21 protein-coding genes are annotated in these 22,455 nt (G+C 53.4%); 10 read left to right on the forward strand and 11 right to left on the reverse strand.

Annotation, left to right across the window (positions count from 1 at the left end; all coding sequences use genetic code 11):
- Positions 1–5: 5 nt before the first annotated feature.
- The gene (gene yajL, locus LRM19_RS00560) at positions 6–596 is read right to left on the reverse strand and encodes a protein deglycase YajL (RefSeq protein WP_214576059.1); all 591 of its coding nucleotides are present in this window, start codon (positions 594–596) and stop codon (positions 6–8) included.
- The gene (gene panE / locus LRM19_RS00565; RefSeq protein ID WP_149366117.1) at positions 559–1,470 is read right to left on the reverse strand and encodes a 2-dehydropantoate 2-reductase; all 912 of its coding nucleotides are present in this window, start codon (positions 1,468–1,470) and stop codon (positions 559–561) included. The genes yajL and panE overlap by 38 nt, the downstream gene beginning before the upstream one ends.
- A gap of 121 nt (positions 1,471–1,591) precedes the next feature.
- Between panE and LRM19_RS00570 the strand changes: the two genes are divergently transcribed.
- Positions 1,592–2,083: a YajQ family cyclic di-GMP-binding protein gene (locus LRM19_RS00570; RefSeq protein WP_008503327.1), complete on the forward strand. Its 492-nt coding sequence runs from the start codon at positions 1,592–1,594 to the stop codon at positions 2,081–2,083.
- 31 nt (positions 2,084–2,114) lie between these two features.
- On the opposite strand, the gene LRM19_RS00575 is transcribed toward LRM19_RS00570, so the two are convergent.
- From LRM19_RS00575 to LRM19_RS00610, 8 genes are all read right to left on the reverse strand, one after another.
- Positions 2,115–3,476, reverse strand: a complete 1,362-nt coding sequence (locus tag LRM19_RS00575; protein ID WP_115874347.1) for an MFS transporter — start codon at positions 3,474–3,476, stop codon at positions 2,115–2,117.
- Positions 3,477–3,626: 150 nt separating this feature from the next.
- The gene (gene cyoE / locus LRM19_RS00580; RefSeq protein ID WP_013095848.1) at positions 3,627–4,514 is read right to left on the reverse strand and encodes a heme o synthase; all 888 of its coding nucleotides are present in this window, start codon (positions 4,512–4,514) and stop codon (positions 3,627–3,629) included.
- 11 nt (positions 4,515–4,525) lie between these two features.
- Positions 4,526–4,852 carry a cytochrome o ubiquinol oxidase subunit IV gene (locus LRM19_RS00585; RefSeq protein ID WP_006176899.1) on the reverse strand — a complete coding sequence of 109 codons (327 nt, stop codon included), beginning with the start codon at positions 4,850–4,852 and terminating at the stop codon, positions 4,526–4,528.
- The gene (locus LRM19_RS00590) at positions 4,852–5,466 is read right to left on the reverse strand and encodes a cytochrome o ubiquinol oxidase subunit III (RefSeq protein ID WP_008503324.1); all 615 of its coding nucleotides are present in this window, start codon (positions 5,464–5,466) and stop codon (positions 4,852–4,854) included. The genes LRM19_RS00585 and LRM19_RS00590 overlap by 1 nt, the downstream gene beginning before the upstream one ends.
- Positions 5,456–7,447, reverse strand: a complete 1,992-nt coding sequence (gene cyoB / locus LRM19_RS00595) for a cytochrome o ubiquinol oxidase subunit I (protein ID WP_014168864.1) — start codon at positions 7,445–7,447, stop codon at positions 5,456–5,458. Before cyoB ends, LRM19_RS00590 begins: the two co-directional genes overlap by 11 nt.
- Positions 7,448–7,463: 16 nt before the next feature.
- Complete coding sequence (gene cyoA, locus LRM19_RS00600; RefSeq protein ID WP_014882770.1) at positions 7,464–8,411, reverse strand: cytochrome o ubiquinol oxidase subunit II; 948 nt, start codon at positions 8,409–8,411, stop codon at positions 7,464–7,466.
- Positions 8,412–8,888: 477 nt separating this feature from the next.
- Positions 8,889–10,364 carry a muropeptide MFS transporter AmpG gene (gene ampG, locus LRM19_RS00605; RefSeq protein ID WP_271366886.1) on the reverse strand — a complete coding sequence of 492 codons (1,476 nt, stop codon included), beginning with the start codon at positions 10,362–10,364 and terminating at the stop codon, positions 8,889–8,891.
- Between the two features lie 46 nt (positions 10,365–10,410).
- The gene (locus tag LRM19_RS00610; protein ID WP_023310568.1) at positions 10,411–10,989 is read right to left on the reverse strand and encodes a lipoprotein; all 579 of its coding nucleotides are present in this window, start codon (positions 10,987–10,989) and stop codon (positions 10,411–10,413) included.
- Positions 10,990–11,294: 305 nt separating this feature from the next.
- Here LRM19_RS00610 and bolA point away from each other — a divergent pair, with 305 nt between their 5' ends.
- The 9 genes from bolA to LRM19_RS00655 all read left to right on the forward strand — a co-directional run bounded on the left by bolA (position 11,295) and on the right by LRM19_RS00655 (position 21,657).
- A complete protein-coding gene (gene bolA, locus LRM19_RS00615) occupies positions 11,295–11,612 on the forward strand; it encodes a transcriptional regulator BolA (RefSeq protein WP_021241655.1) in 318 nt (105 codons plus the stop codon).
- A 330-nt stretch (positions 11,613–11,942) separates the two neighbouring features.
- Entirely contained in the window at positions 11,943–13,241 is a 1,299-nt protein-coding gene (tig, locus tag LRM19_RS00620; RefSeq protein ID WP_133293885.1) for a trigger factor, read from the forward strand.
- A 260-nt stretch (positions 13,242–13,501) separates the two neighbouring features.
- On the forward strand, positions 13,502–14,125 hold the full coding sequence (clpP, locus tag LRM19_RS00625) for an ATP-dependent Clp endopeptidase proteolytic subunit ClpP (protein ID WP_010428105.1): 624 nt from the start codon (positions 13,502–13,504) through the stop codon (positions 14,123–14,125).
- A 126-nt stretch (positions 14,126–14,251) separates the two neighbouring features.
- Positions 14,252–15,526, forward strand: coding sequence for an ATP-dependent protease ATP-binding subunit ClpX (clpX, locus tag LRM19_RS00630; RefSeq protein WP_023310570.1), 1,275 nt, complete (start codon positions 14,252–14,254; stop codon positions 15,524–15,526).
- A 182-nt stretch (positions 15,527–15,708) separates the two neighbouring features.
- Positions 15,709–18,063, forward strand: coding sequence for an endopeptidase La (lon, locus tag LRM19_RS00635; protein ID WP_023334706.1), 2,355 nt, complete (start codon positions 15,709–15,711; stop codon positions 18,061–18,063).
- A 210-nt stretch (positions 18,064–18,273) separates the two neighbouring features.
- Positions 18,274–18,546 carry a nucleoid-associated protein HU-beta gene (hupB, locus tag LRM19_RS00640; RefSeq protein WP_002444653.1) on the forward strand — a complete coding sequence of 91 codons (273 nt, stop codon included), beginning with the start codon at positions 18,274–18,276 and terminating at the stop codon, positions 18,544–18,546.
- Positions 18,547–18,758: 212 nt separating this feature from the next.
- Entirely contained in the window at positions 18,759–20,630 is a 1,872-nt protein-coding gene (gene ppiD, locus LRM19_RS00645; protein WP_271366893.1) for a peptidylprolyl isomerase, read from the forward strand.
- Positions 20,631–20,778: 148 nt separating this feature from the next.
- Positions 20,779–21,159: a helix-hairpin-helix domain-containing protein gene (locus tag LRM19_RS00650; RefSeq protein ID WP_133293886.1), complete on the forward strand. Its 381-nt coding sequence runs from the start codon at positions 20,779–20,781 to the stop codon at positions 21,157–21,159.
- A 99-nt stretch (positions 21,160–21,258) separates the two neighbouring features.
- On the forward strand, positions 21,259–21,657 hold the full coding sequence (locus LRM19_RS00655; RefSeq protein ID WP_024906822.1) for a YbgC/FadM family acyl-CoA thioesterase: 399 nt from the start codon (positions 21,259–21,261) through the stop codon (positions 21,655–21,657).
- Positions 21,658–21,718: 61 nt separating this feature from the next.
- Here the strand turns inward: LRM19_RS00655 and queC are convergent, their stop codons facing one another.
- Positions 21,719–22,414 (reverse strand): 7-cyano-7-deazaguanine synthase QueC, encoded by a 696-nt coding sequence (gene queC, locus LRM19_RS00660; protein WP_008503311.1) that lies wholly within the window; start codon positions 22,412–22,414, stop codon positions 21,719–21,721.
- Between the last annotated feature and the right edge of the window lie 41 nt (positions 22,415–22,455).

Genomic DNA, 22,455 nt, shown 5'->3' on the forward strand with positions numbered 1-22,455 from the left:
AACATCTATTCGTAATAATTATAAATCCCCGCCGGCATCACCAGCGATGATGCCACTTCGTAGGCCTTCTCGCGCCCGACCAGCAGGTCAATAATCTTTAAGCCAAAATCAATCGCAGTGCCTGGCCCCTGGCTGGTCAGCAGGTTTACGCGCGGGTCCCAGACGACGCGTTTGTCCACCCAATGTTCTTCCGGGATCGTATCCTTCAGCCCCGGGAAGCCGGTCATATTGCCGACGGGGAAGATATCGTGCGGAACCAGAACCGTTCCCGCGGCGGCGCAGATAGCCGCGACGATACGGCCTGATAGATGGAACTGACGCACGGTCTCGACCAGCAGCGGGCTGTCGCGAAAACATTCCGCGCCTTTTAAGCCGCCGGGCAGCACGATGATGTCGTAATCTCCGTCTGCCACCTGAACAAGCGGCGCGTCTGCCAGGATTTTCACCCCGCGTGAACAGGTGATTGCAAGATTGCCGTCGCTGGCGACGCTGGCGGTGGTGACCTTAATGCCGCCGCGCACCATCAAATCAATGGTGGTGACCGCTTCCATCTCTTCGCTACCAGGGGCGAGGCAGATCAGTGCTGACGCGCTCATATTCACTCTCCTTACGTTTAACCAGGTCATACAGACGGGCGTTTTCCGGCATGGCGATGCCGTGCGCGCGGGCGCGTTTTAGCAGATATCCCGTGATGTAGTCGATCTCCGTGTGGCGTAATGCCCGAACATCCTGCAGCATTGAGGAGATGTTTTCTGCTGTACTCTCAATGACCTGCTCGACATAGCAGCGCAAATCGTCTGCCGAGGTATGCAGCCCTTCCCGCTCAACGACCGCCGCGACTTCCGCACACAAAATGGCAACGTCCTGCGGATGATTTTTCAGCTCCCCGTTCGGGCAGTTCCACAGCGCCGTCAGCGGATTGATCACGCAGTTTACCGCAAGCTTACGCCACAGCTGAGGGCGGATGTTGTTGTGCCATGCGACGTCCGGCAAGACCTTTTGCAGAACATCGGCAAGATAGCTGTAGTCGCCATCCTGTGGTCTGGCAGGACCCATGTGCGTCACGCCGCTGGCGACATGCACAATGATGTTGCCGTCGCGACGGGCAGCGTGCGTGGTCGTCGCCATCAGCAGGGGCTGCGGGACGCTTTTCAGCTCATCGAGGGTACCCATGCCGTTATGCAGCAGCAGTATGGGCGAAGTGGGGGGGAGCTGCGCGGCCAGTGTCTTTACCGCGTCTGAGACCTGCCAGGCCTTGAGCGTCACCAGTAAAAGGTCGCTTTGCGCCAGGAAATCAGGATCGTTGGCGGTGAGAGATTCGTTAAAGATGCTTCCGTCTTCACCAATCAGGTTTACACTGCAGTAGGGTTGGGGCACTCGCAGCCAGCCCTGAACCTCATGTCCGTGCTTGCACAGCGCGGTCAGCCACAGCTGACCAAGCGCTCCGCATCCGAGCACCGTAATTTTCATTGTTCCTCCTCACCTGCAACTGCGCCAGGTGTTACAGCTTAATTATACAGCTAAGCTTCTGTTGAGTTATGCCTCGTAGCGGGTATTATGCAACGCAACAAAAGTGAAGGGAGAAGAAAAGATGCCATCTTTCGATATTGTTTCCGAAGTTGATATCCAGGAAGTTCGCAACGGCGTTGAGAACGCAACCCGCGAAGTTGAGTCACGTTTCGATTTTCGTGGCGTTGAGGCGTCGTTTGAGCTGAACGATGCAAATAAGACCATTAAGGTGCTGAGCGAGTCTGATTTCCAGGTGAATCAGCTGCTCGACATTCTGCGCGCCAAGCTGTTAAAGCGCGGCATCGAAGGGACGTCTCTCGATGTGCCGGAAGAGTTCGTGCACAGCGGCAAAACGTGGTTCGTTGAAGCGAAGCTGAAGCAGGGCATTGAGAGCGCGGTGCAGAAGAAGATCGTGAAGCTCATTAAAGACAGCAAGCTGAAGGTGCAGGCGCAGATCCAGGGTGAAGAAATTCGTGTGACCGGTAAGTCCCGCGACGATCTCCAGTCCGTAATGGCGCTGGTGCGCGGCGGCGATTTGGGACAACCGTTCCAGTTTAAAAACTTCCGCGATTAATATAAAAAGCCCGGTTAAACCGGGCTTTTTTTCACGCCTTGAGCGCCTGCTCGACTTCGAAGCGGTTAGTCATTTTACTGTCTATCTTGACGTAAGCGCTGCGCTCTTCCGGGACAATGAGCACGTCCGTCACGCCCTCTTTTTCTTCCAGACGCTGCTTAAGCGCATCGCTGATTTCCACATCATCCGGGATTTCTATCCGCAGGCTGCTCACGTAGCGCGGCTCTTTCATGGTGCTGGCGACCAGCAGCCAGACTGTCGCTAACAGCGCACCGGCGAGAAATACGGTTTGTGAATCAAACAGGCCGTCCACCCAGCCGCCGAGCGAGCCGCCGATCGCCACGCCGAGAAACTGGCTGGTGGAGTAAATACCCATTGCCGTACCTTTGTAACCGGCGGGGGACTCTTTGCTGATAAGCGACGGCAACAGGGCTTCCATCAGGTTAAATGCCAGGAAGAACAGCTGCACGCCGGCAATCAGCTCCCAGAAGTGCGGACCGGCACCCCAGAGCACGATTTCGGCAATCAGCAGGACCGCCACGCAGCCCACGAAGACGCGCTTCATTTTGCGCTTCACTTCGGCGTAGATGATGAACGGCACGACGGAGACAAACGAAATCAGCATCGTGACCAGATAGATTTTCCAGTGCTCAGCCGCCGGGAAACCCGCTGCCGCAAGCTGGCCGGGCAGGGCGACAAAGGTCGACATCAGCAGGATGTGCAGACACATAATGCCAAAGTTCAGCTTCAGAAGGCGCGGCTCGACAATCACTTTGCTGAAGCAGCCTTTTACCATCCCGGATTCACGGTTGAGGACGTGGTTTTTGCTGTCCGGCACGACCCACAGGGTTAACGCAATACCAATGGTTGCCAGCACGGCAATCATCCAGAACAGGGCGTGCAGACCCAACGTGTGCGTAATGATGGGGCCAAGCACCATCGCAATCGCAAACGTTACGCCAAAGCTCACGCCGATGAACGCCATTGCTTTGGTGCGGTTTTGCTCGCGGGTTAAGTCGGACAGCAGCGCCATCACCGCGGCGGCAATCGCGCCGGAGCCCTGCAGGGCGCGGCCGAGTATAATCCCCCAGATGGAGTGGGAGAGGGCGGCAATTACGCTTCCGAGCACAAAGACCAGCAGCCCGCCGACGATCAGCGGCTTTCTGCCCACCCGGTCAGAGAGCAGGCCAAAAGGGATCTGGAAAACCGCCTGCGCCAGGCCGTAGATGCCGATCGCGAGTCCAATCAGCGCCTCGCTGGCCCCCTGCAGCGCCATACCGTACGTGGTCAGAACAGGCAGGACCATAAACATGCCAAGCATCCGTAGCGAGAAGACAGTCCCTAAGCCCCAGGTCGCGCGTAGCTCGCCTGGCGTCATTTTATAATCGTTCATTACCACCTCAGTTCAAAAGCAGGCCATAGTGTAGTGCGGGGAAGGGGCGGGGTAAATAAAGGGTTATTTAACAAATATTACATGCGTTATTAGTAGATTCAGCGAATAAAAAAGGGTGCCGAAGCACCCCCTTTATTGACCTGTTTTGGCTTACCAGACGTAAGTCAGCAGGTTATGTGAATCCGGCACCATGAAGTCTACGGACATCATCACGGACAGCGAGGTGATGGCCACAATCGAGAACACAAACAGTTTGCGCGCCCAGACTTTGTCATCTTCCACTTTGTAACCGCGCAGCGCCATACCGAGCCACCAGACGCTCACCGCAGCCGCTACCGCCAGATATTTATATCCAGCGTAACCACCCAGAGAGAGCATCAGCGTTGCCACGGCAAAGGCGATGATGTACAGCGTGATGTGGTTCTTGGCAACCGAAATGCCCTTCACGACCGGCAGAACCGGGATGTTCGCTGCCTGATAATCCTTAAAGCGGAAAATCGCGATGGCATAGGAGTGCGGCATCTGCCACAGGCTAAAGATAGCCAGCAGGATCAGCGCACCGCTGTCGAACTCGTTCGTGACCGCACAGTAGCCAATCACCGGCGGCGCAGCGCCGGAGAGAGAACCAATCAGCGTGCCGTAGACGGAGTGGCGTTTCATATACAGGCTGTAGACGCCCACATACACCACGAACCCCATCACCCCCAGCCAGCAGGCCAGTGGGTTAGCACCAAACCACAGCAGCATAAAGCCAGCAATACCCAGCAAGGTGGCGTACACCAGCGAGACGGAAGGGGCGATCAGGCCTTTCACCAGCACCCGATTTTTGGTCCTTTCCATCTTCTTGTCGATATCCATGTCGATGTAGTTGTTAAATACACAACCGGACGCAACAACCAGTGACACACCGACCAGCGTGTAGATAAAGAGGGTGTAATCAATGCTGCCCTTAGAGGCCAGCAGGAACCCTCCGATCACGGAGATCAGGTTGCCAAAGATGATGCCTGGTTTCGTTACTTGCAGGTATTGCTTAAACATACTCGCCGCTCTTAGTGAACCATCATGTTGTAGTTGAGGTTCCACATAATCCAGATGGAACCGACTACCAGGATAGCGATGATAATCACGGTAAAGATAAAGGCGGTCATATTCCAGCCTTCATCGGACTTGGTGTTCATGTGCAGGAAGCAAACCAGATGCACCAGAATCTGAATCACAGCGGTTACCAGGATTGCACCCAGGATAACCGGCTTAGACGCAGAACCGCTCATCACCATCCAGAACGGGATCACCGTCAGGATGATCGACAGGATAAAACCTGTCATGTAGGTTTTTACGCTGCCGTGGGAAGCGCCATGATCGTTAGAATGACTCATTACATCGCCCCCATCAGATAGACAACAGAGAACACACAGATCCACACCACGTCCAGGAAGTGCCAGAACAGGCTCAGGCACAGGATACGGGTACGGTTAGTACTGGTCAGGCCGCGACGGGAGATCTGGAACATCAGGACTGCCATCCAGATCAGGCCGGAGGTCACGTGCAGACCGTGAGTGCCAACCAGCGCGAAGAACGCGGACAGGAAGCCACTGCGATCCGGGCCGAAGCCTTCCATGATCAGGTGATGGAATTCATAGATTTCCATCCCGATAAATCCAGCACCAAACAACCAGGTCAACGCCAGCCAGGAAACAACCTGGCTCTTGTTGTTTTTGTACATGGCGATAGCCGCCATGCCGTAGGTGATGGAGCTGAATAACAGCAGTGCGGTTTCAACCAGAACGAACGGCAGTTCAAAGATGTCCTTGCCGGTCGGGCCGCCCGCTGTGCCGTTCACCAGAACGGCATAGGTTGCGAACAGACAGCAGAACAGAATGCAGTCGCTCATCAGGTAGATCCAGAAACCGAAGACTTTGGTCGGTCCTGTATCGTGGTGCGCATGCTCATGCGCGTGGGCAGTTGAGTGCGCCAGAGTATCAGTTGCCATTTTTCAGCCCCGCTTTAGAAATCTCGTCGAAATGCTGATTTTCCAGCTTCTCAACTTCACGGACTGGTACGTAGTAGTCCACGTCCTCGTCAAAGCTCTTCACAATCCAGCTGATTACGATGCCGGCGAAGCCAACAATCGCCATCCACCAGATGTGCCAGATCATTGCGAAACCAAATACCGTTGCGAAGGCGGCAATCACGATGCCCGCACCGCTGTTTTTCGGCATGTGGATCTCTTCGTAATGAGCAGGTTGCTTGTACGCTTCACCTTTCTCTTTCATTTCCCAGAATGCGTCACGTTCATGAACCTGCGGCACAATGGCGAAGTTATAGAAAGGAGGTGGAGAAGAGGTCGCCCACTCCAGCGTACGGCCACCCCATGGGTCACCGGTCAGGTCACGGTTCTGATCGCGGTCGCGAATAGACACGTAGAACTGAATCAGCTGAGACGCGATACCACAGGCAATCAGCACGGCACCGCCCGCTGCAACCATCAGCATTGGGTGGAACTGCGGATCGATCTGCTGGCTCAGGCGACGGGTCATACCCATGAAGCCCAGCACGTACAGCGGCATAAATGCTACGAAGAAGCCGATGATCCAGAACCAGAACGCGCGTTTACCCCATTTTTCGTTCAGCGTGAAGCCGAACGCTTTTGGCCACCAGTAGGTTACGCCAGCGAAGCAGCCGAAGACCACGCCACCGATGATAACGTTATGGAAGTGCGCAATCAGGAACAGGCTGTTGTGCAGAACGAAGTCAGCGCCCGGTACCGCCAGCAGTACGCCGGTCATCCCACCTACGGAGAAGGTTACGATGAAGCCGATGGTCCACAGCATCGCTGAGTGGAACACGATACGGCCCTGGTACATGGTGAACAGCCAGTTGAAGATCTTCACCCCGGTAGGGATGGCGATAATCATGGTTGTGATACCGAAGAAGGCGTTTACGTTCGCGCCCGCACCCATGGTGAAGAAGTGGTGCAGCCAAACGATGAACGACAGAACGGTAATACACACGGTTGCCCACACCAGAGAGGTGTAACCAAACAGACGTTTACGCGAGAAGGTTGCCGCGATTTCGGAGAACACACCGAACACAGGCAGAACCAGAATGTACACTTCCGGGTGACCCCAGGCCCAAATCAGGTTGATGTACATCATCATGTTGCCACCCATATCATTCGTGAAGAAATGGGTGCCCAGATAGCGATCCAGGGTCAGCAGCGCGATGGTGACGGTCAGAATTGGGAAGGAGGCAATAATCAGGATGTTAGCGCACAGAGATGCCCAGGTAAATACCGGCATCTTGAACATGGTCATGCCAGGGGCACGCATCTTGATAATGGTCACGAAGAAGTTGATACCGGTCAGGGTAGTACCGACACCGGAGAGCTGAAGCGCCCAAATCCAGTAGTCGACGCCAACGCCCGGACTGTACTCAATTCCTGACAGCGGTGGGTAAGCCAGCCAGCCGGTCTGCGCGAATTCGCCCACGCCCAGTGACAGGTTAACCAGGATAACGCCGACAACCGTGAACCAGAAGCTCAGGTTGTTCAGGAACGGGAACGCCACGTCGCGTGCGCCGATTTGCAGCGGAACGACAACGTTCATTAGACCGATAACCAGCGGCATCGCCACGAAGAAGATCATGATAACGCCGTGGGCGGTAAAGATCTGATCGTAGTGGTGCGGTGGCAGGAAGCCGGCTTCACCCGCAGAAGCGAGTGCCTGCTGGCTACGCATCATGATCGCATCCGCAAAGCCACGAATTAACATGACGATACCGACGATGCAGTACATGATACCGAGTTTTTTGTGGTCAACCGAAGTCAGCCACTCGTTCCACAGGTAGCTCCACTTACCGAAGTAAGTGATCAGGGCCAGTAAGGCCGCGCCACCAATGATAATTGCAGCCACCGTAACCACGATAATCGGTTCATGGTAGGGCACTGCATCCAGTGTCAATTTTCCGAACATTTTCTTCCTCGGCCCCTTAGTGAGCGGTTTCCGCGTGGCTCATGTCCATGCCTTCCATACCTTCGTGCGCGCTGTGCTCGCCTTCTGGCTGGGTCATGTCCATGCTCTTGCCGTGATCCATAAATTTGCCAATAACATCTTTGAACAAATCAGGTTTCACATTAGAGAAGTACTCCACCTTGTTGTATTCGCTTGGTGCAGCCACTTTTTCGAACGCCGCCATGTCAGACATGGTGTTTGGAGACTGCTTCGCTTTTTCAACCCACTGGTCGAAAGCGGCACGGTCTGGCGTCGCAATAGCTTTGAACTTCATACCTGAGAAGCCCGGGCCGCTATAGCTGGCGGAGATACCATCATAGGTGCCTGCTTCATTCGCGATCAGATGCAGGTTGGTCTGCATACCGGCCATCGCGTAAATCTGGCTACCCAGACGTGGGATGAAGAAGGAGTTCATTACGGAGTTGGAGGTCACTTTGAACTGAACCGGAGTGTTCGCCGGGAAGGCGATTTCATTCACGGTAGCAATACCCTGCTCTGGATAGATGAAGAACCATTTCCAGTCCATGGAGACCACTTCAATGGTAATAGGTTTCTCATCGTGAACCAGCGGTTTGCTTGGCTCAAGTGCGTGAGTGGTTTTCCAGGTCAGCACGGCAAGGAACAGGATGATCAGAATAGGTACCGTCCAGACCACAGCTTCCACTTTATTGGAGTGTGACCAGTTAGGGCTATACTTCGCATCTTTATTGCTCGCACGATACTTCCAGGCGAAACCAACAGCCATCAAAATGGCAGGAATAACCACAATCAACATCAGGCCAAAAGCCGTCAATATCAGTGAACGTTGTTCCAGTCCAATCTGTCCTTTGGGGTCTAGTAGTGCAGAATCACAGCCACTGAGTAATACAGTGCCCGCGAATAATGACAACCATCCCAAACTTTTATTGTATTTCCCGAGTCTCATTTAACGACCTCAATTCCACGGAGTCTGGTGGCGTTTAAAGTGTGCGGGCATTTTACGGGAAGGTTACATTACTGTAAACATCATTAGGCCTGTGTCAGGAAGGTGTTACCGGGTTCTGCCGCACGTGTCACAAGTGTTGCAAATTATGTCGGTTTTTATGACCGAAGCCGCACGGCATGGGCTTTATAACGAAAGGACCCCCAAGCATACCCTAAAAGGGGCAATTGGTATAACCATTGTTGAAAATAAACAAAAAATTAACAATTAATTATCAATAAAAAGACATATAAAAAACGAAAAATCAAACTCTCGTATGCTGAATCGTTTAATGAAAAATAGCGTTTTGGAATAGGAGCCAATAATTTCCAAATCCTATCCCGCACAAAACAACAAATATTTTTTTTGCGCCTGGCGGCTATTTCGTCGTTATAATTTCGGTTAGTGATTACAACGGGAAATAACCTTTCGCATTTTTCTTCAGGTCATCTGCGTTTTACGCAACGCCATGAAATCAAGCAGACCTCCGATCAGGATCCCGGCGATAGCCAGCAGGGCGCCTGCGTCCAGCAGAAGGGCTTCGAAAGAAAGTGCCAGAGAGGTGCTGGCATTGATAATAAGCACCACGAGCCAGAGCGCCAGAGCAATGCAGCCCGCCATTAACAGACGTAACGCAAAACGGTAGGCGCGGTGATATTCGGTGCGCTGCATAAAGTGTTCTGTTCGCTGGGTATATTCCAGCGTCTGACGGCAGACCAGCAGCAATAAAATTCCCGGCACGGCAGCTACGACCGAGAAGAGATAAAATGTTGGCCAGCCGTGGGCTTCCACGAACCAGCCGGCAATCGGGCCAACGTACACCCGGCCAACGGCTGAGAGCGCCGAGAGCAGAGCGAACTGAGTGGCTGAAAACGACTTATTGCACAGGGTCATCAGCAGGGCGACAAACGCCGCAGTGCCCATGCCGCCGCAGAGGTTTTCGAAGAATACCGCTGTGGCCATGCTGATCGTATGTTTGTCGGTAATCGACAGCAGCCAGTAGCCTGCGTTAGAGGCACCCTGAAGGATGCCGAAAATTAGCAGCGCGCGAAACAGCGTCAGACGCTGCATCAGCACGCCGCCATAAAGCGCGCCGACGATGGTGGCAAACAGCCCAAGCGTTTTATTCACTACGCCTACTTCACCGGCGTCAAAACCGACGCCGCGGATCAGGAAGGTGGTGGTCAGGCTCATGGCGAAAGCATCGCCCAGCTTATATAGGACGATAAGCAACAGGATCAGCCAGGCGTTGTTGCGGCCAAAAAAGTCACGCAGCGGTTCGGCGACGGCCTGCTCCAGCGAGCGGGGTACCGGAATAACGTCACTCGGTTCGGGCGCGAACAGCGTCGCGATAATGCAGGGGACAAGCAGGGCGGCCATCAGCCAGTACATACCCTGCCAGCCGAGGTACCTGTCGGCGAGCCACAGCGCCAGCCCGCCGGAAACCAGCATCCCGAGGCGATAGCCCAGCACGCTGATTGCTGCACCAGCACCGCGCTCTTCCGCAGGTAACACGTCCGTCTTCCAGGCGTCGAACACGATATCCTGAGAGGCGGAACAGAAAGCAATCACTACCGCAAGTGCTGCCATCCAGCGAAGCTGGGTGGTGGGTTCAAGAAGGCCCATACCCGCAATAGCCAACAGCAGCAGAATCTGCGTCATCACTAACCAGCCGCGCCGACGCCCGAGGAAAGGCGGCGTGTAGCGATCCATGACCGGAGACCACAGGAACTTAAAGACATAGGCCTGGCCGACAAGCGAGAAGAACCCAATGGTTTTAAGATCGATGTTTTCAACCGTCATCCACGCCTGAAGCGTGCCGGAAGTGAGCGCGAGGGGTAAACCGGAGGCAAAGCCGAGGATCAGCAGAATCGCTGATTTCGGTTGCTGGAAAATGCGTAAGTAATGGCTGGACATGTTCTTATAAAACTGACCCGGTGATACACCGGGTCAGCGAGCGGGATTAACGCGCGTTCTGCTTGATGAAGTCGTGAATGCTGGTGTCCTGCGCCATATCGGCGATGGTATCGGTCAGCACGCTGTTAACGGCGTTAGCAATGTTCTGGTTGGAGGCCTGGAACGCACCTTCAACAGAATAGCTGGCGCGGTAGTTTTTGGTCATCTTGTTGCCATTCTTCGCGGTGGCAATGATGGCGATATCCGCTTTGGTCGCGATGTTGTAGCGCACGTTGCCCTGAGACACGTCAGCGTACAGGTTGTTCACGATGATCTGCAGATCGACCGCGCCGCTTGGGCCAATCATATACCCGCGAGCGGTCATCTGTTTCTCCAGCACTTCCTGCAACAGGAAGCGCAGGTCGCGGGACGCGGTGAGGGTAACCTGCTGGTTATCGCGGGTCACTTTAGCCAGCGCTTGATCCTGACGCTGATCGGCGCCGTTAATGCTCACGGTGACGCCCATCAGGCTTGGGTCCTGCTGAGGCAGGGTGATTTTTGGTGAGACATCAATAGTGGTTGGCGGGGTAGCGCAGCCTGCCAGCATAAAAAGGGCTACCAACGGAAAGAAGAGTTTTTTTAACATTTTCGGGTTCTCAACGAATCGTAAGCATATAAAGAGAAAAATTGTCGCCATCATAACATCGCCAACGGCAAGGGGAAGTGGTCAACGCATGTAAATTCATCGCCTTGTCCGAAAACTGACCAGTTCACCGTTTTTCTCAAACCGTGTATGACAAAACGTATGAGTCTCACAGTGAACTTCATTCGTTTGAATGAGAAAATCAGACGAAAGCTAAATATTTGTTGTCAAGGTGTAATGGAAACGGTAAAAGCGGCTAACATTTAAAGGGATGGGTGACATCCTGGCGTTGTCGGAGGAGTAATTTCATGATGATACGTGAGCATATAGAAGATAAATTAAGGGCAGCGTTCAACCCTGTGTTCCTCGAAGTCGTCGACGAAAGCTATCGTCATAACGTGCCGGCAGGTTCTGAAAGCCACTTTAAAGTGGTTCTGGTTAGCGATCGCTTCACGGGAGAACGTTTCCTGAATCGACACCGCTTGATCTACAGCACCTTGACGGAAGAACTCTCCACGACCGTGCATGCGCTGGCGCTGCATACCTACACCATTAAGGAATGGGAAGGTCTGCAGGATACGGTTTTCGCATCGCCACCTTGTCGCGGTGCAGGCACTATCGCCTGATAAATCGGATTTGCAACGGCTGGAGCTTTTCCAGTATGTTGCTTAGAGATTTCCTCAAAACGGCCTCCGGGCCGTTTTGTTTTGTCTACGTTTTGAGCGGATGGTGCGATTTTAAGGCTAAAAATAGCCTTAAAGTGTGAAAAAAGCCGCAGCAACATGCCCCAACCGTTCTCGACTCACCTAAGTGATGCCGCTATAATGCCGCGTCTTATTGAATGTCTTCGGGATGATTCTGGCGACAGGGAATGTGAATCTGCACTAAGAGAGCATCCCGGTATAACAGACAGATTCAGAGTTGACCGAGCACTGTGATTTTTTTGAGGTAACAAGATGCAAGTTTCAGTTGAAACCACTCAAGGCCTTGGCCGCCGTGTAACGATTACTATCGCTGCTGACAGCATCGAAACTGCTGTGAAAAGCGAGCTGGTCAACGTAGCAAAAAAAGTACGTATTGACGGCTTCCGCAAGGGCAAAGTACCAATGAATGTTGTTGCTCAGCGTTATGGCGCTTCCGTGCGTCAGGATGTGCTGGGTGAACTGATGAGCCGCAACTTTATCGATGCGATCATCAAAGAAAAAATCAATCCGGCCGGCGCGCCGAACTACGTTCCAGGCGAATACAAACTGGGCGAAGACTTCACCTACTCCGTAGAGTTCGAAGTGTACCCGGAAGTTGAGCTGAAAGGTCTGGAATCTATCGAAGTTGAAAAGCCAGTTGTTTCCGTGACTGACGAAGATGTTGACGGCATGCTGGAAACCCTGCGCAAGCAGCAGGCGAACTGGAAAGAGAAAGAAGGCGCTGTTGACGCTGAAGACCGTGTCACCATCGACTTCACCGGTTCTGTAGACGGCGAAGAGTTCGAAGGCGGTAAAGCGTCTGACTTCGTACTGGCAATGGGCCAGGGGCGTATGATCCCAGGCTTCGAAGACGGTATCAAAGGCCACAAGGCTGGCGAAGAGTTCACCATCGACGTGACCTTCCCGGAAGAATACCACGCTGAAAACCTGAAAGGGAAAGCAGCGAAGTTCGCTATCAACCTGAAGAAAGTTGAAGAGCGCGAACTGCCAGAACTGACTGAAGAATTCATCAAGCGTTTCGGCGTGGAAGATGGTTCCGTAGCGGGTCTGCGTACCGAAGTGCGTAAGAACATGGAACGCGAACTGAACGGCGCGGTGCGTAACCGTGTGAAATCTCAGGCGATCGAAGGTCTGGTTAAAGCCAACGAAATCGACGTTCCAGCTGCCCTGATCGACAGCGAAATCGACGTTCTGCGCCGTCAGGCTGCACAGCGTTTCGGTGGCAACCAGCAGCAAGCGATGGAACTGCCGCGCGAGCTGTTCGAAGAGCAAGCGAAACGCCGCGTTGTTGTTGGCCTGCTGCTGGGCGAAGTGATTCGTACCCACGAGCTGAAAGCTGACGAAGAGCGTGTGAAAGGCCTGATCGAAGAGATGGCTTCTGCATACGAAGATCCATCAGAAGTGATCGAGTTCTACGGTAAGAACAAAGAGCTGATGGACAACATGCGCAACGTTGCCCTGGAAGAGCAGGCTGTTGAAGCGGTACTGGCGAAAGCGAAAGTGACCGAAAAAGCGACCTCTTTCAACGAACTGATGAACCAGCAGGCGTAATTTCGCCCCAACGGTTTAAAGTTTGAACAGAAAACCCGTTGCCTTGCGGCAGCGGGTTTTTTTTATCGCAGCTATAGCCCAGGAAGAGTGCTAAAACGCCCTTTCGGTGTTAGCGTAACAACAAAAGGTTGTTATGCTTGAAATAGGGCACTGTAAACCCCATAAGTACGTAATCACGATGAATGAGACTGGCTGATAATCCGTCCGTAAGGTTACAATCAGTACAGCAGGTGTTTTCAATTTTGATCCAGGAGACGGAAATGTCATACAGTGGCGAACGAGATAACTTTGCACCCCATATGGCTCTGGTGCCAATGGTTATTGAACAGACCTCACGTGGTGAGCGTTCTTTTGATATCTATTCCCGTCTGCTCAAGGAACGCGTTATCTTTCTGACTGGCCAGGTGGAAGACCATATGGCTAACCTGATCGTGGCGCAGATGCTGTTTCTGGAAGCGGAAAACCCGGAAAAAGACATTTACCTGTACATTAACTCCCCGGGTGGCGTGATTACAGCAGGGATGTCCATTTATGACACCATGCAATTCATCAAACCTGATGTAAGCACTATCTGTATGGGTCAGGCTGCATCTATGGGCGCGTTCCTGTTAACAGCAGGAGCGAAGGGTAAGCGTTTCTGCTTGCCAAATTCCCGCGTGATGATTCACCAGCCGCTGGGCGGTTATCAGGGGCAGGCGACGGATATCGAAATCCACGCCCGCGAAATTCTGAAAGTAAAAGCGCGCATGAATGAACTTATGGCGCAGCATACGGGTCAACCACTCGAGCAGATCGAGCGCGATACCGAGCGCGATCGCTTCCTCTCTGCTCCAGAGGCAGTTGAGTACGGCTTAGTCGACTCCGTGTTGACCCATCGTAATTGATGCCCGCGACGCGAGTGTGCCGCTATACTAAGGTAGGGCGGCACGCTGCTCATTGCAGCTTGCGTCTTAGAATGGCATTTGCGTCGTCATGTGCGGCACAAAGAACTTAAAAAGAGGTTTGGACTCATGACAGATAAACGCAAAGATGGTTCGGGCAAACTGCTGTACTGCTCTTTTTGCGGCAAAAGCCAGCATGAAGTGCGTAAACTGATTGCCGGGCCGTCCGTGTATATCTGCGACGAATGTGTCGATTTATGTAACGACATTATTCGCGAAGAGATTAAAGAAGTCGCACCGCACCGTGAGCGCAGCGCGCTGCCAACACCGCATGAAATTCGTCATCACCTTGACGACTACGTCATCGGACAGGAGCAGGCCAAGAAAGTGCTGGCGGTAGCGGTCTATAACCACTACAAACGTCTGCGTAACGGCGACACCAGCAATGGCGTAGAACTGGGTAAAAGTAACATTCTGCTGATCGGCCCAACCGGTTCCGGTAAAACGCTGCTGGCTGAAACCCTGGCGCGTCTGCTCGATGTTCCGTTCACGATGGCGGATGCCACCACCCTGACCGAGGCCGGTTACGTGGGTGAGGACGTTGAAAACATCATTCAGAAACTGCTGCAGAAGTGCGATTACGACGTACAGAAAGCCCAGCGCGGGATTGTTTACATCGATGAGATCGACAAGATCTCCCGTAAATCAGACAACCCGTCCATCACCCGTGACGTATCGGGTGAAGGCGTACAGCAGGCACTGCTGAAGCTGATTGAAGGTACGGTCGCCGCCGTTCCGCCACAGGGTGGTCGTAAACATCCGCAGCAGGAGTTCCTGCAGGTTGATACCTCCAAGATCCTGTTCATCTGTGGTGGTGCGTTTGCTGGTCTGGATAAAGTCATCTCCCACCGTGTTGAAACCGGCTCCGGCATTGGTTTTGGCGCAACGGTAAAATCGACGTCCGAAAAACCAAACGAAGGTGAACTGCTGTCTCAGGTTGAACCGGAAGATCTGATCAAATTCGGTTTGATCCCTGAGTTCATCGGCCGTCTGCCGGTTGTGGCAACGCTCAATGAGCTGAGTGAAGACGCGCTGATCCAGATCCTGAAAGAGCCGAAAAATGCGCTGACCAAGCAGTATCAGGCGCTGTTCAATCTGGAAGGCGTTGACCTGGAATTCCGCGACGAAGCGCTGGATGCTATTGCCAAGAAAGCGATGGTCCGTAAAACCGGTGCTCGTGGTCTGCGTTCAATTGTTGAAGCAGCACTGCTCGACACCATGTACGATCTGCCGTCGATGGAAGACGTTGAGAAAGTGGTGATTGACGAGTCCGTTATTAGCGGTCAAACCAAGCCGCTGCTGATTTACGGCAAACCGGAAGCGCAGCAGGCGTCTGGCGAATAATTCACCAAATCATACAAGCAGTTAATCAAAAAGGGGGGATTTTATCTCCCCTTTACTTTTTCCGTATTCATAGCGTTGAATGTGTGGGAAACATCCCCATATACTGGATACATGTTAATGGTTATGTGAAGCACAGTGACATGACCAGCTTACCTGGCGGACACTAACTAAGAGAGAGCTCTATGAATCCTGAGCGTTCTGAACGCATTGAAATCCCCGTATTGCCGTTGCGCGATGTGGTGGTTTATCCGCACATGGTCATACCCTTATTTGTAGGGCGGGAAAAATCTATCCGTTGCCTCGAAGCCGCCATGGATCATGATAAAAAAATCATGCTGGTGGCGCAGAAAGAAGCATCAACGGATGAGCCGGGTGTAAACGATCTTTTCACCGTCGGGACCGTGGCCTCTATTTTGCAGATGCTGAAGCTGCCTGACGGCACCGTGAAGGTGCTGGTAGAAGGCCTGCAGCGTGCGCGTATTACCACTCTGTCAGACGACGGCGAACACTTCTCTGCCAAGGCAGAGTACCTTGATTCGCCTGAACTTGATGAGCGCGAGCAGGAAGTACTGGTTCGCACCGCGATTAGCCAGTTTGAAGGCTACATCAAGCTGAACAAGAAAATCCCACCAGAAGTGCTGACGTCGCTGAACAGCATCGACGATCCTGCGCGCCTGGCGGACACCATCGCTGCCCATATGCCGCTGAAGCTGGCTGACAAGCAGTCCGTGCTGGAAATGTCCGACGTTAACGAGCGTCTGGAATACCTGATGGCGATGATGGAGTCTGAAATCGATCTGCTGCAGGTTGAGAAGCGCATTCGCAACCGCGTGAAAAAGCAGATGGAGAAATCTCAGCGTGAGTACTATCTGAATGAGCAAATGAAGGCCATTCAGAAAGAACTGGGCGAGATGGACGACGCGCCGGACGAAAACGAAGCCCTGAAGCGTAAGATCGACGCGGCGAAGATGCCGAAAGAGGCGAAAGAGAAGGCCGAAGCAGAACTGCAGAAGCTGAAAATGATGTCTCCAATGTCGGCTGAAGCGACCGTTGTACGCGGCTACATTGAGTGGATGGTGCAGGTTCCGTGGAACGCCCGCAGCAAGGTCAAAAAAGACCTGCGTCAGGCACAGGAAATCCTGGATACTGACCACTACGGCCTGGAACGCGTGAAAGACCGCATTCTTGAGTACCTCGCGGTACAAAGCCGTGTAAACAAAATTAAAGGCCCAATTCTGTGCCTGGTAGGACCGCCGGGGGTGGGTAAAACCTCTCTGGGTCAGTCCATCGCCAAAGCGACCGGACGTAAGTATATCCGTATGGCGCTGGGTGGCGTGCGCGATGAAGCGGAAATCCGCGGTCACCGCCGTACCTACATCGGTTCTATGCCGGGTAAACTGATCCAGAAGATGGCGAAAGTGGGAGTTAAAAACCCGCTGTTCCTGCTCGATGAGATCGACAAAATGTCGTCGGACATGCGTGGCGACCCTGCGTCTGCACTGTTGGAAGTGCTTGATCCAGAACAGAACGTGGCGTTCAGCGATCACTACCTGGAAGTGGACTACGACCTGAGCGATGTGATGTTCGTAGCGACCTCCAACTCCATGAACATTCCGGCCCCGCTGCTGGACCGTATGGAAGTGATCCGTCTCTCGGGCTATACCGAAGACGAGAAGCTGAATATTGCTAAGCAGCACCTGCTGCCGAAACAGATTGAGCGTAACGCGCTGAAAGCCAACGAGCTGACCGTTGAGGACAGCGCGATTATCGGCATCATTCGTTACTACACCCGTGAAGCGGGCGTGCGTAGCCTTGAGCGTGAAATCTCGAAGCTGTGTCGTAAAGCGGTGAAACAGCTGCTGCTGGATAAGAGCCTGAAACACATTGTGATTAACGGCGACAATCTGCATGCCTATCTCGGCGTTCAGCGCTTCGACTACGGCCGCGCGGATAACGAAAACCGCGTTGGTCAGGTGACCGGACTCGCATGGACGGAAGTGGGCGGCGATCTGCTGACCATCGAAACCGCCTGTGTACCGGGTAAAGGCAAACTGACCTACACCGGCTCGCTGGGTGAAGTGATGCAGGAATCTATCCAGGCTGCGCTGACCGTGGTGCGTGCGCGTGCGGAGAAACTGGGAATTAACCCTGATTTCTACGAAAAACGCGACATCCACGTGCACGTACCTGAAGGGGCGACGCCAAAAGATGGTCCAAGCGCGGGTATTGCCATGTGTACCGCTCTGGTTTCCTGCCTGACCGGGAACCCGGTGCGTGCCGATGTGGCAATGACCGGTGAAATTACGCTGCGTGGCCAGGTTCTGCCGATTGGTGGTTTAAAAGAAAAACTGCTGGCGGCACACCGCGGTGGGATCAAAACCGTATTGATCCCTTACGAAAACAAACGCGATCTGGAAGAGATTCCGGACAACGTGATTGCCGATCTGCAGATCCATCCTGTTAAGCGAATTGAGGAAGTTCTCAGTCTCGCTTTGCAGAATGAACCCTCCGGAATGCAGGTTGTAACCGCAAAATAGTGACCTCGCGCAAAGAGCGTCAATAAAAACAAGGCTGGTAAGTGATTTCGCACTTGCCAGCCTTTTTTTGTATAGCTAATTTAGATTGCTGATTAGGTCAGCCATCAACAACGGGTGTTGTAAGGTCATGGCAGGCCTGATATAACTGCTGCGCGGTCGCGTTGTGAAGGATTCAGGCGCGATATAAATTATAAAGAGAGGAAGAGAACAGTGAATAAATCTCAACTGATTGACAAAATTGCTGCTGGTGCTGATATTTCTAAAGCTGCAGCTGGACGTGCGTTAGATGCATTAATTGCTTCTGTTACTGAATCTCTGCAGGCTGGGGACGACGTTGCACTGGTAGGCTTCGGTACTTTTGCTGTTAAAGAGCGTGCTGCCCGTACTGGCCGTAACCCTCAGACCGGTAAAGAGATCACCATTGCTGCTGCTAAAGTGCCGGGTTTCCGTGCAGGTAAAGCGCTGAAAGACGCAGTAAACTGATTGCTTTCCCGTTTCAGGGAAGCCGGAAAGTACAAGGGCGCATCATTTGATGTGCCTTTTTTGTTTGTCCAGACCTGATTTGTGCGAGTTTATGCGAGTTGTGGGCTGACAATCGCCCCGTTTTCTTGTCACAATACGCCTTCACGCGCGACGGGCAGGATTTTCCGTCAGCGTCAGGTAACCAGTCACCTACAGCGGAGTGTTGTTACACCATGATGGACAGCTTACGCACGGCTGCTAACAGTCTCGTGCTCAAGATTATTTTCGGTATCATTATCGTGTCGTTCATATTGACCGGCGTGAGCAGTTACCTTATTGGCGGTGGCGCAAACTACGCCGCAAAAGTGAATGGCCAGGAGATCAGCCGCGGTCAGTTCGAGAATGCTTTTGCCGGTGAACGTAACCGTATGCAGCAACAGCTGGGCGACCAATTCTCTGAACTGGCGGCGAACGAAGGGTACATGAAGACTCTGCGCCAACAGACGTTGAACCGTCTTATCGACGAAGCGCTGCTCGATCAGTATGCCAAAAAAATCGGCCTTGGCATTAGTGATGAGCAGGTGAAAAAAGCCATCTTCTCCACCCAGGCCTTCCAGTCTAACGGTAAATTCGACAACGCGCGTTACAACAGTATCGTCAACCAGATGGGGATGACGGCCGATCAGTACGCTCAGGCGCTGCGTAACCAGCTGACCACCCAGCAGCTCATCAATGCTGTCGTGGGCACCGATTTCATGCTCAAAGGTGAAACGGACGAACTGGCCGCGCTGGTGGCACAGCAGCGTGTTGTACGCGAAGCGACCATTGATGTTAACGCCCTGGCGGCGAAACAGCAGGTGAGCGACGCTGACGTTAACGCCTGGTACGAACAGAACAAGAATTCTTTTGTTTCTCCAGAGCAGTTCCGCGTGAGCTACATCAAGCTGGATGCGGCCGCGCTGCAGGAAACCGCGTCTGATGCAGAGATCCAGTCTTACTACGATCAGCATCAGGATCAGTTCACTCAGCCCCAGCGTAACCGCTACAGCGTGATTCAGACGAAAACCGAGGCTGATGCTAAAGCGGCGCTGGATGAGCTGAACAAAGGCGCTGATTTCGCGACCGTTGCGAAAGCGAAATCCACCGACATTATCTCGGCGAAAAACGGCGGTGATATGGGCTGGCTGGAAGATGCGACCACGCCTGACGAGCTGAAAAATGCCGGTCTGAAAGAGAAAGGCCAGCTTTCTGGCGTCATTAAGTCTTCCGTCGGTTTCCTGGTCGTGCGTCTGGACGACATCACCGCGGCGAAAACCAAACCGCTGGCTGACGTCCGCGATGATATCGCAGCGAAAGTGAAACAGGAAAAAGCGCTGGATGCCTACTACGCGCTGCAGCAGAAGGTTAGCGATGCTGCCAGCAACGACAACGAATCTCTGGCAGGTGCAGAGCAGGCGGCGGGCGTGAAGGCGGTTGAAACTGGCTGGTTTGGTCGTGACAATCTGCCGGAAGAGCTGAACTTCAAACCGGTTTCCGATGCCATCTTCAACGGTGGTCTGGTGGGCGAGAACGGCACGCCGGGCAGTAACTCTGACATCATTACCGTCGACGGCGATCGTGCGTTTGTGTTGCGCGTCAGCGAGCATAAGCCAGAAGCGGTCAAACCGCTGGCGGAAGTGAAGGATCAGGTCATCGCTCAGGTTAAGCACAACAAAGCTGAACAGCAGGCGAAACTGGATGCTGAGAAGATTCTGTCCGATCTGAAAGCGGGTAAAGAAGACGCGCTGAAAGCGGCTGGCCTAAGCTTCGGTGAAGCGAAAACGCTGAGCCGTACCGGTCAGGACCCTATCAGCCAGGCCGCGTTTGGTCTGACTCTGCCTGCGAAGGACAAGCCAAGCTTCGGTACCACCACCGATGCGCAGGGTAACGTCGTTCTGCTGGCGCTGGATGAAGTGAAAGCCGGCACCTTACCAGAAGCGCAGAAGAAAGCGATGGTTCAGGGAATTACCCAGAACAATGCCCAGATTGCCTTCGAAGCCATGATGAGCAACCTGCGTAAAGAAGCCAAAATCAAGCTGGGTGATGTAATGACTCAGCAGCAGTAATTACGTGTCTGCTCGCAGATTTTCGTAACGCTCTGCAAAAACTAAAGGCCGCTTTCGCGGCCTTTTCCATTTCTGCAATCTGCTGTTTGTGCCGGTTTGAACTGGCGGCTATCGTGACGTGGCTGTCAACAAACAAGGAGATAACAGCATGAAATGTGGAATCAAAGCACTGTTAATTACGCTGGCTATTGCCACCACCGGGATGAGCGCGGGCGCGATGGCGTCGGCTCCCGCCGCCAAATCACAAACTACCCAGAGCAAGTCCGACGCGGCAGCGCCGGTGCAAGGGCAAACCAAAGCGATTGACGCCGGTAAAAATGCGGATGATGACGGTACGCGGGTCAGTATCAATTCTGCCTCTGCGGAAGATCTGGCCCGCGCGATGAATGGTGTCGGCCTGAAAAAAGCGCAGGCCATCGTCAGCTACCGCGAAGAGTATGGTCCTTTCAAAACGGTCGACGATCTCAAACAGGTGCCGGGCATGGGCAGCGCGCTGGTTGAGCGCAACCTCTCACACCTGACATTGTAATCACGCAATTTCTTGCACTGCGGCAAAATTTTGCCAGGATAAAGAGGTCATACCAGTTATGACCTCTCATCCTACAATAACAGTAAAGGCTATTGCGCTATGCAGACAAAAATCAAAGTACGCGGTTTTCATCTCGACGTTTATCAGCATGTGAACAATGCCCGCTATCTTGAGTTTCTTGAAGAAGCGCGGTGGGACGGGCTGGAAAATAGCGAAAGCTTTCAGTGGCTGACCGCGCACAACATCGCGTTCGTGGTCGTCAATATCAATATCAACTACCGCCGTCCGGCCGTGCTGGGCGATGTGCTCACGGTGACAAGCCAGGTGCAGCAAATCAATGGAAAAAGCGGGGTGTTAAGCCAGGTGGTGACGCTCGATCCAGAAGGGCAGGTGGTGGCTGATGCGCTGATCACCTTTGTCTGTATCGATCTGAAAACGCAGAAAGCGCTGCCGCTCGAAGGTGAGTTGCGTGAAAAGCTGGAGTTGATGATCGCGTAAGACTTGTTAAGGCGTACTCGTGCTGTCGACACCCGTTTTGTGACAGCACGGTCAAGTAGCCCTATTTTAGGCCAGTCTTTTTCTGCATCGCGGCCATCACGCCGGCTTTATCGGCAAGATAGTGGTTCAGTCCGTTCGCGCGAAGATTACAGGCCGCGCACTGGCCGCAACCGTCGCCTTTGATACCGTTATAGCAGGTGAGCGTTTCGCTGCGAACCAGGTCCAGCTTGCCCCAGTAATCCGCCAGCGCCCAGGTTTCGGCTTTATCCAGCCACATGAGCGGAGTTTCAAAGCGCGTCTCTTTCGCCATCCCCAGATTGACGGCGTGGTTTAGCGCTTTCACGAACTCATCACGACAGTCCGGGTAGCCGGAGAAGTCGGTCTCGCAAACGCCCGTAATCACCGCTTCGGCTTTTACCTGGTAGGCGTAGATCGCCGTCAGGGTCAGGAAGAGGATATTACGGCCCGGCACGAAGGTATTCGGAATGCCGCTGGCATCAGGTTCGTAGTCCGGGACGGGAATACTGTCGCGGGTGAGGCTGCTCACGGCCAGTTCATTTAACAGCGTAACGTCCAGCACCTTGTGCGCGCGTGCGCCCAGTTTCAGGGCAAGTTCACGGGCAACGTCGATTTCAGCGCGGTGGCGCTGACCATAATCGAAAGTGACACAGTGAACTTCATCGTACTGATGAAGGGCCTGAACCAGGCAGGTAGTAGAGTCTTGTCCTCCGCTGAACACGACGACGGCACGTTTCATAAATCATCTCGACTGTTACGGTAAAAACGTTATGTTACCGT

Source organism: Enterobacter sp. PI-10 (assembly GCF_027947695.1).
GTDB lineage: Bacteria > Pseudomonadota > Gammaproteobacteria > Enterobacterales > Enterobacteriaceae > Enterobacter > Enterobacter vonholyi.

What these genes read in the sequence shown, in the direction of transcription:
- panE (WP_149366117.1), bottom strand. Translation starts at nt 1,470, where the DNA reads ATGAAAATTACGGTGCTCGGATGCGGAGCGCTTGGTCAGCTGTGGCTG.
- clpX (WP_023310570.1), top strand. Translation starts at nt 14,252, where the DNA reads ATGACAGATAAACGCAAAGATGGTTCGGGCAAACTGCTGTACTGCTCT.
- LRM19_RS00655 (WP_024906822.1), top strand. Translation starts at nt 21,259, where the DNA reads ATGCAGACAAAAATCAAAGTACGCGGTTTTCATCTCGACGTTTATCAG.
- ppiD (WP_271366893.1), top strand. Translation starts at nt 18,759, where the DNA reads ATGATGGACAGCTTACGCACGGCTGCTAACAGTCTCGTGCTCAAGATT.
- LRM19_RS00650 (WP_133293886.1), top strand. Translation starts at nt 20,779, where the DNA reads ATGAAATGTGGAATCAAAGCACTGTTAATTACGCTGGCTATTGCCACC.
- ampG (WP_271366886.1), bottom strand. Translation starts at nt 10,364, where the DNA reads ATGTCCAGCCATTACTTACGCATTTTCCAGCAACCGAAATCAGCGATT.
- LRM19_RS00610 (WP_023310568.1), bottom strand. Translation starts at nt 10,989, where the DNA reads ATGTTAAAAAAACTCTTCTTTCCGTTGGTAGCCCTTTTTATGCTGGCA.
- LRM19_RS00590 (WP_008503324.1), bottom strand. Translation starts at nt 5,466, where the DNA reads ATGGCAACTGATACTCTGGCGCACTCAACTGCCCACGCGCATGAGCAT.
- LRM19_RS00570 (WP_008503327.1), top strand. Translation starts at nt 1,592, where the DNA reads ATGCCATCTTTCGATATTGTTTCCGAAGTTGATATCCAGGAAGTTCGC.
- cyoB (WP_014168864.1), bottom strand. Translation starts at nt 7,447, where the DNA reads ATGTTCGGAAAATTGACACTGGATGCAGTGCCCTACCATGAACCGATT.
- clpP (WP_010428105.1), top strand. Translation starts at nt 13,502, where the DNA reads ATGTCATACAGTGGCGAACGAGATAACTTTGCACCCCATATGGCTCTG.
- bolA (WP_021241655.1), top strand. Translation starts at nt 11,295, where the DNA reads ATGATGATACGTGAGCATATAGAAGATAAATTAAGGGCAGCGTTCAAC.
- yajL (WP_214576059.1), bottom strand. Translation starts at nt 596, where the DNA reads ATGAGCGCGTCAGCACTGATCTGCCTCGCCCCTGGTAGCGAAGAGATG.
- cyoE (WP_013095848.1), bottom strand. Translation starts at nt 4,514, where the DNA reads ATGTTTAAGCAATACCTGCAAGTAACGAAACCAGGCATCATCTTTGGC.
- lon (WP_023334706.1), top strand. Translation starts at nt 15,709, where the DNA reads ATGAATCCTGAGCGTTCTGAACGCATTGAAATCCCCGTATTGCCGTTG.
- cyoA (WP_014882770.1), bottom strand. Translation starts at nt 8,411, where the DNA reads ATGAGACTCGGGAAATACAATAAAAGTTTGGGATGGTTGTCATTATTC.
- queC (WP_008503311.1), bottom strand. Translation starts at nt 22,414, where the DNA reads ATGAAACGTGCCGTCGTCGTGTTCAGCGGAGGACAAGACTCTACTACC.
- tig (WP_133293885.1), top strand. Translation starts at nt 11,943, where the DNA reads ATGCAAGTTTCAGTTGAAACCACTCAAGGCCTTGGCCGCCGTGTAACG.
- LRM19_RS00585 (WP_006176899.1), bottom strand. Translation starts at nt 4,852, where the DNA reads ATGAGTCATTCTAACGATCATGGCGCTTCCCACGGCAGCGTAAAAACC.
- LRM19_RS00575 (WP_115874347.1), bottom strand. Translation starts at nt 3,476, where the DNA reads ATGAACGATTATAAAATGACGCCAGGCGAGCTACGCGCGACCTGGGGC.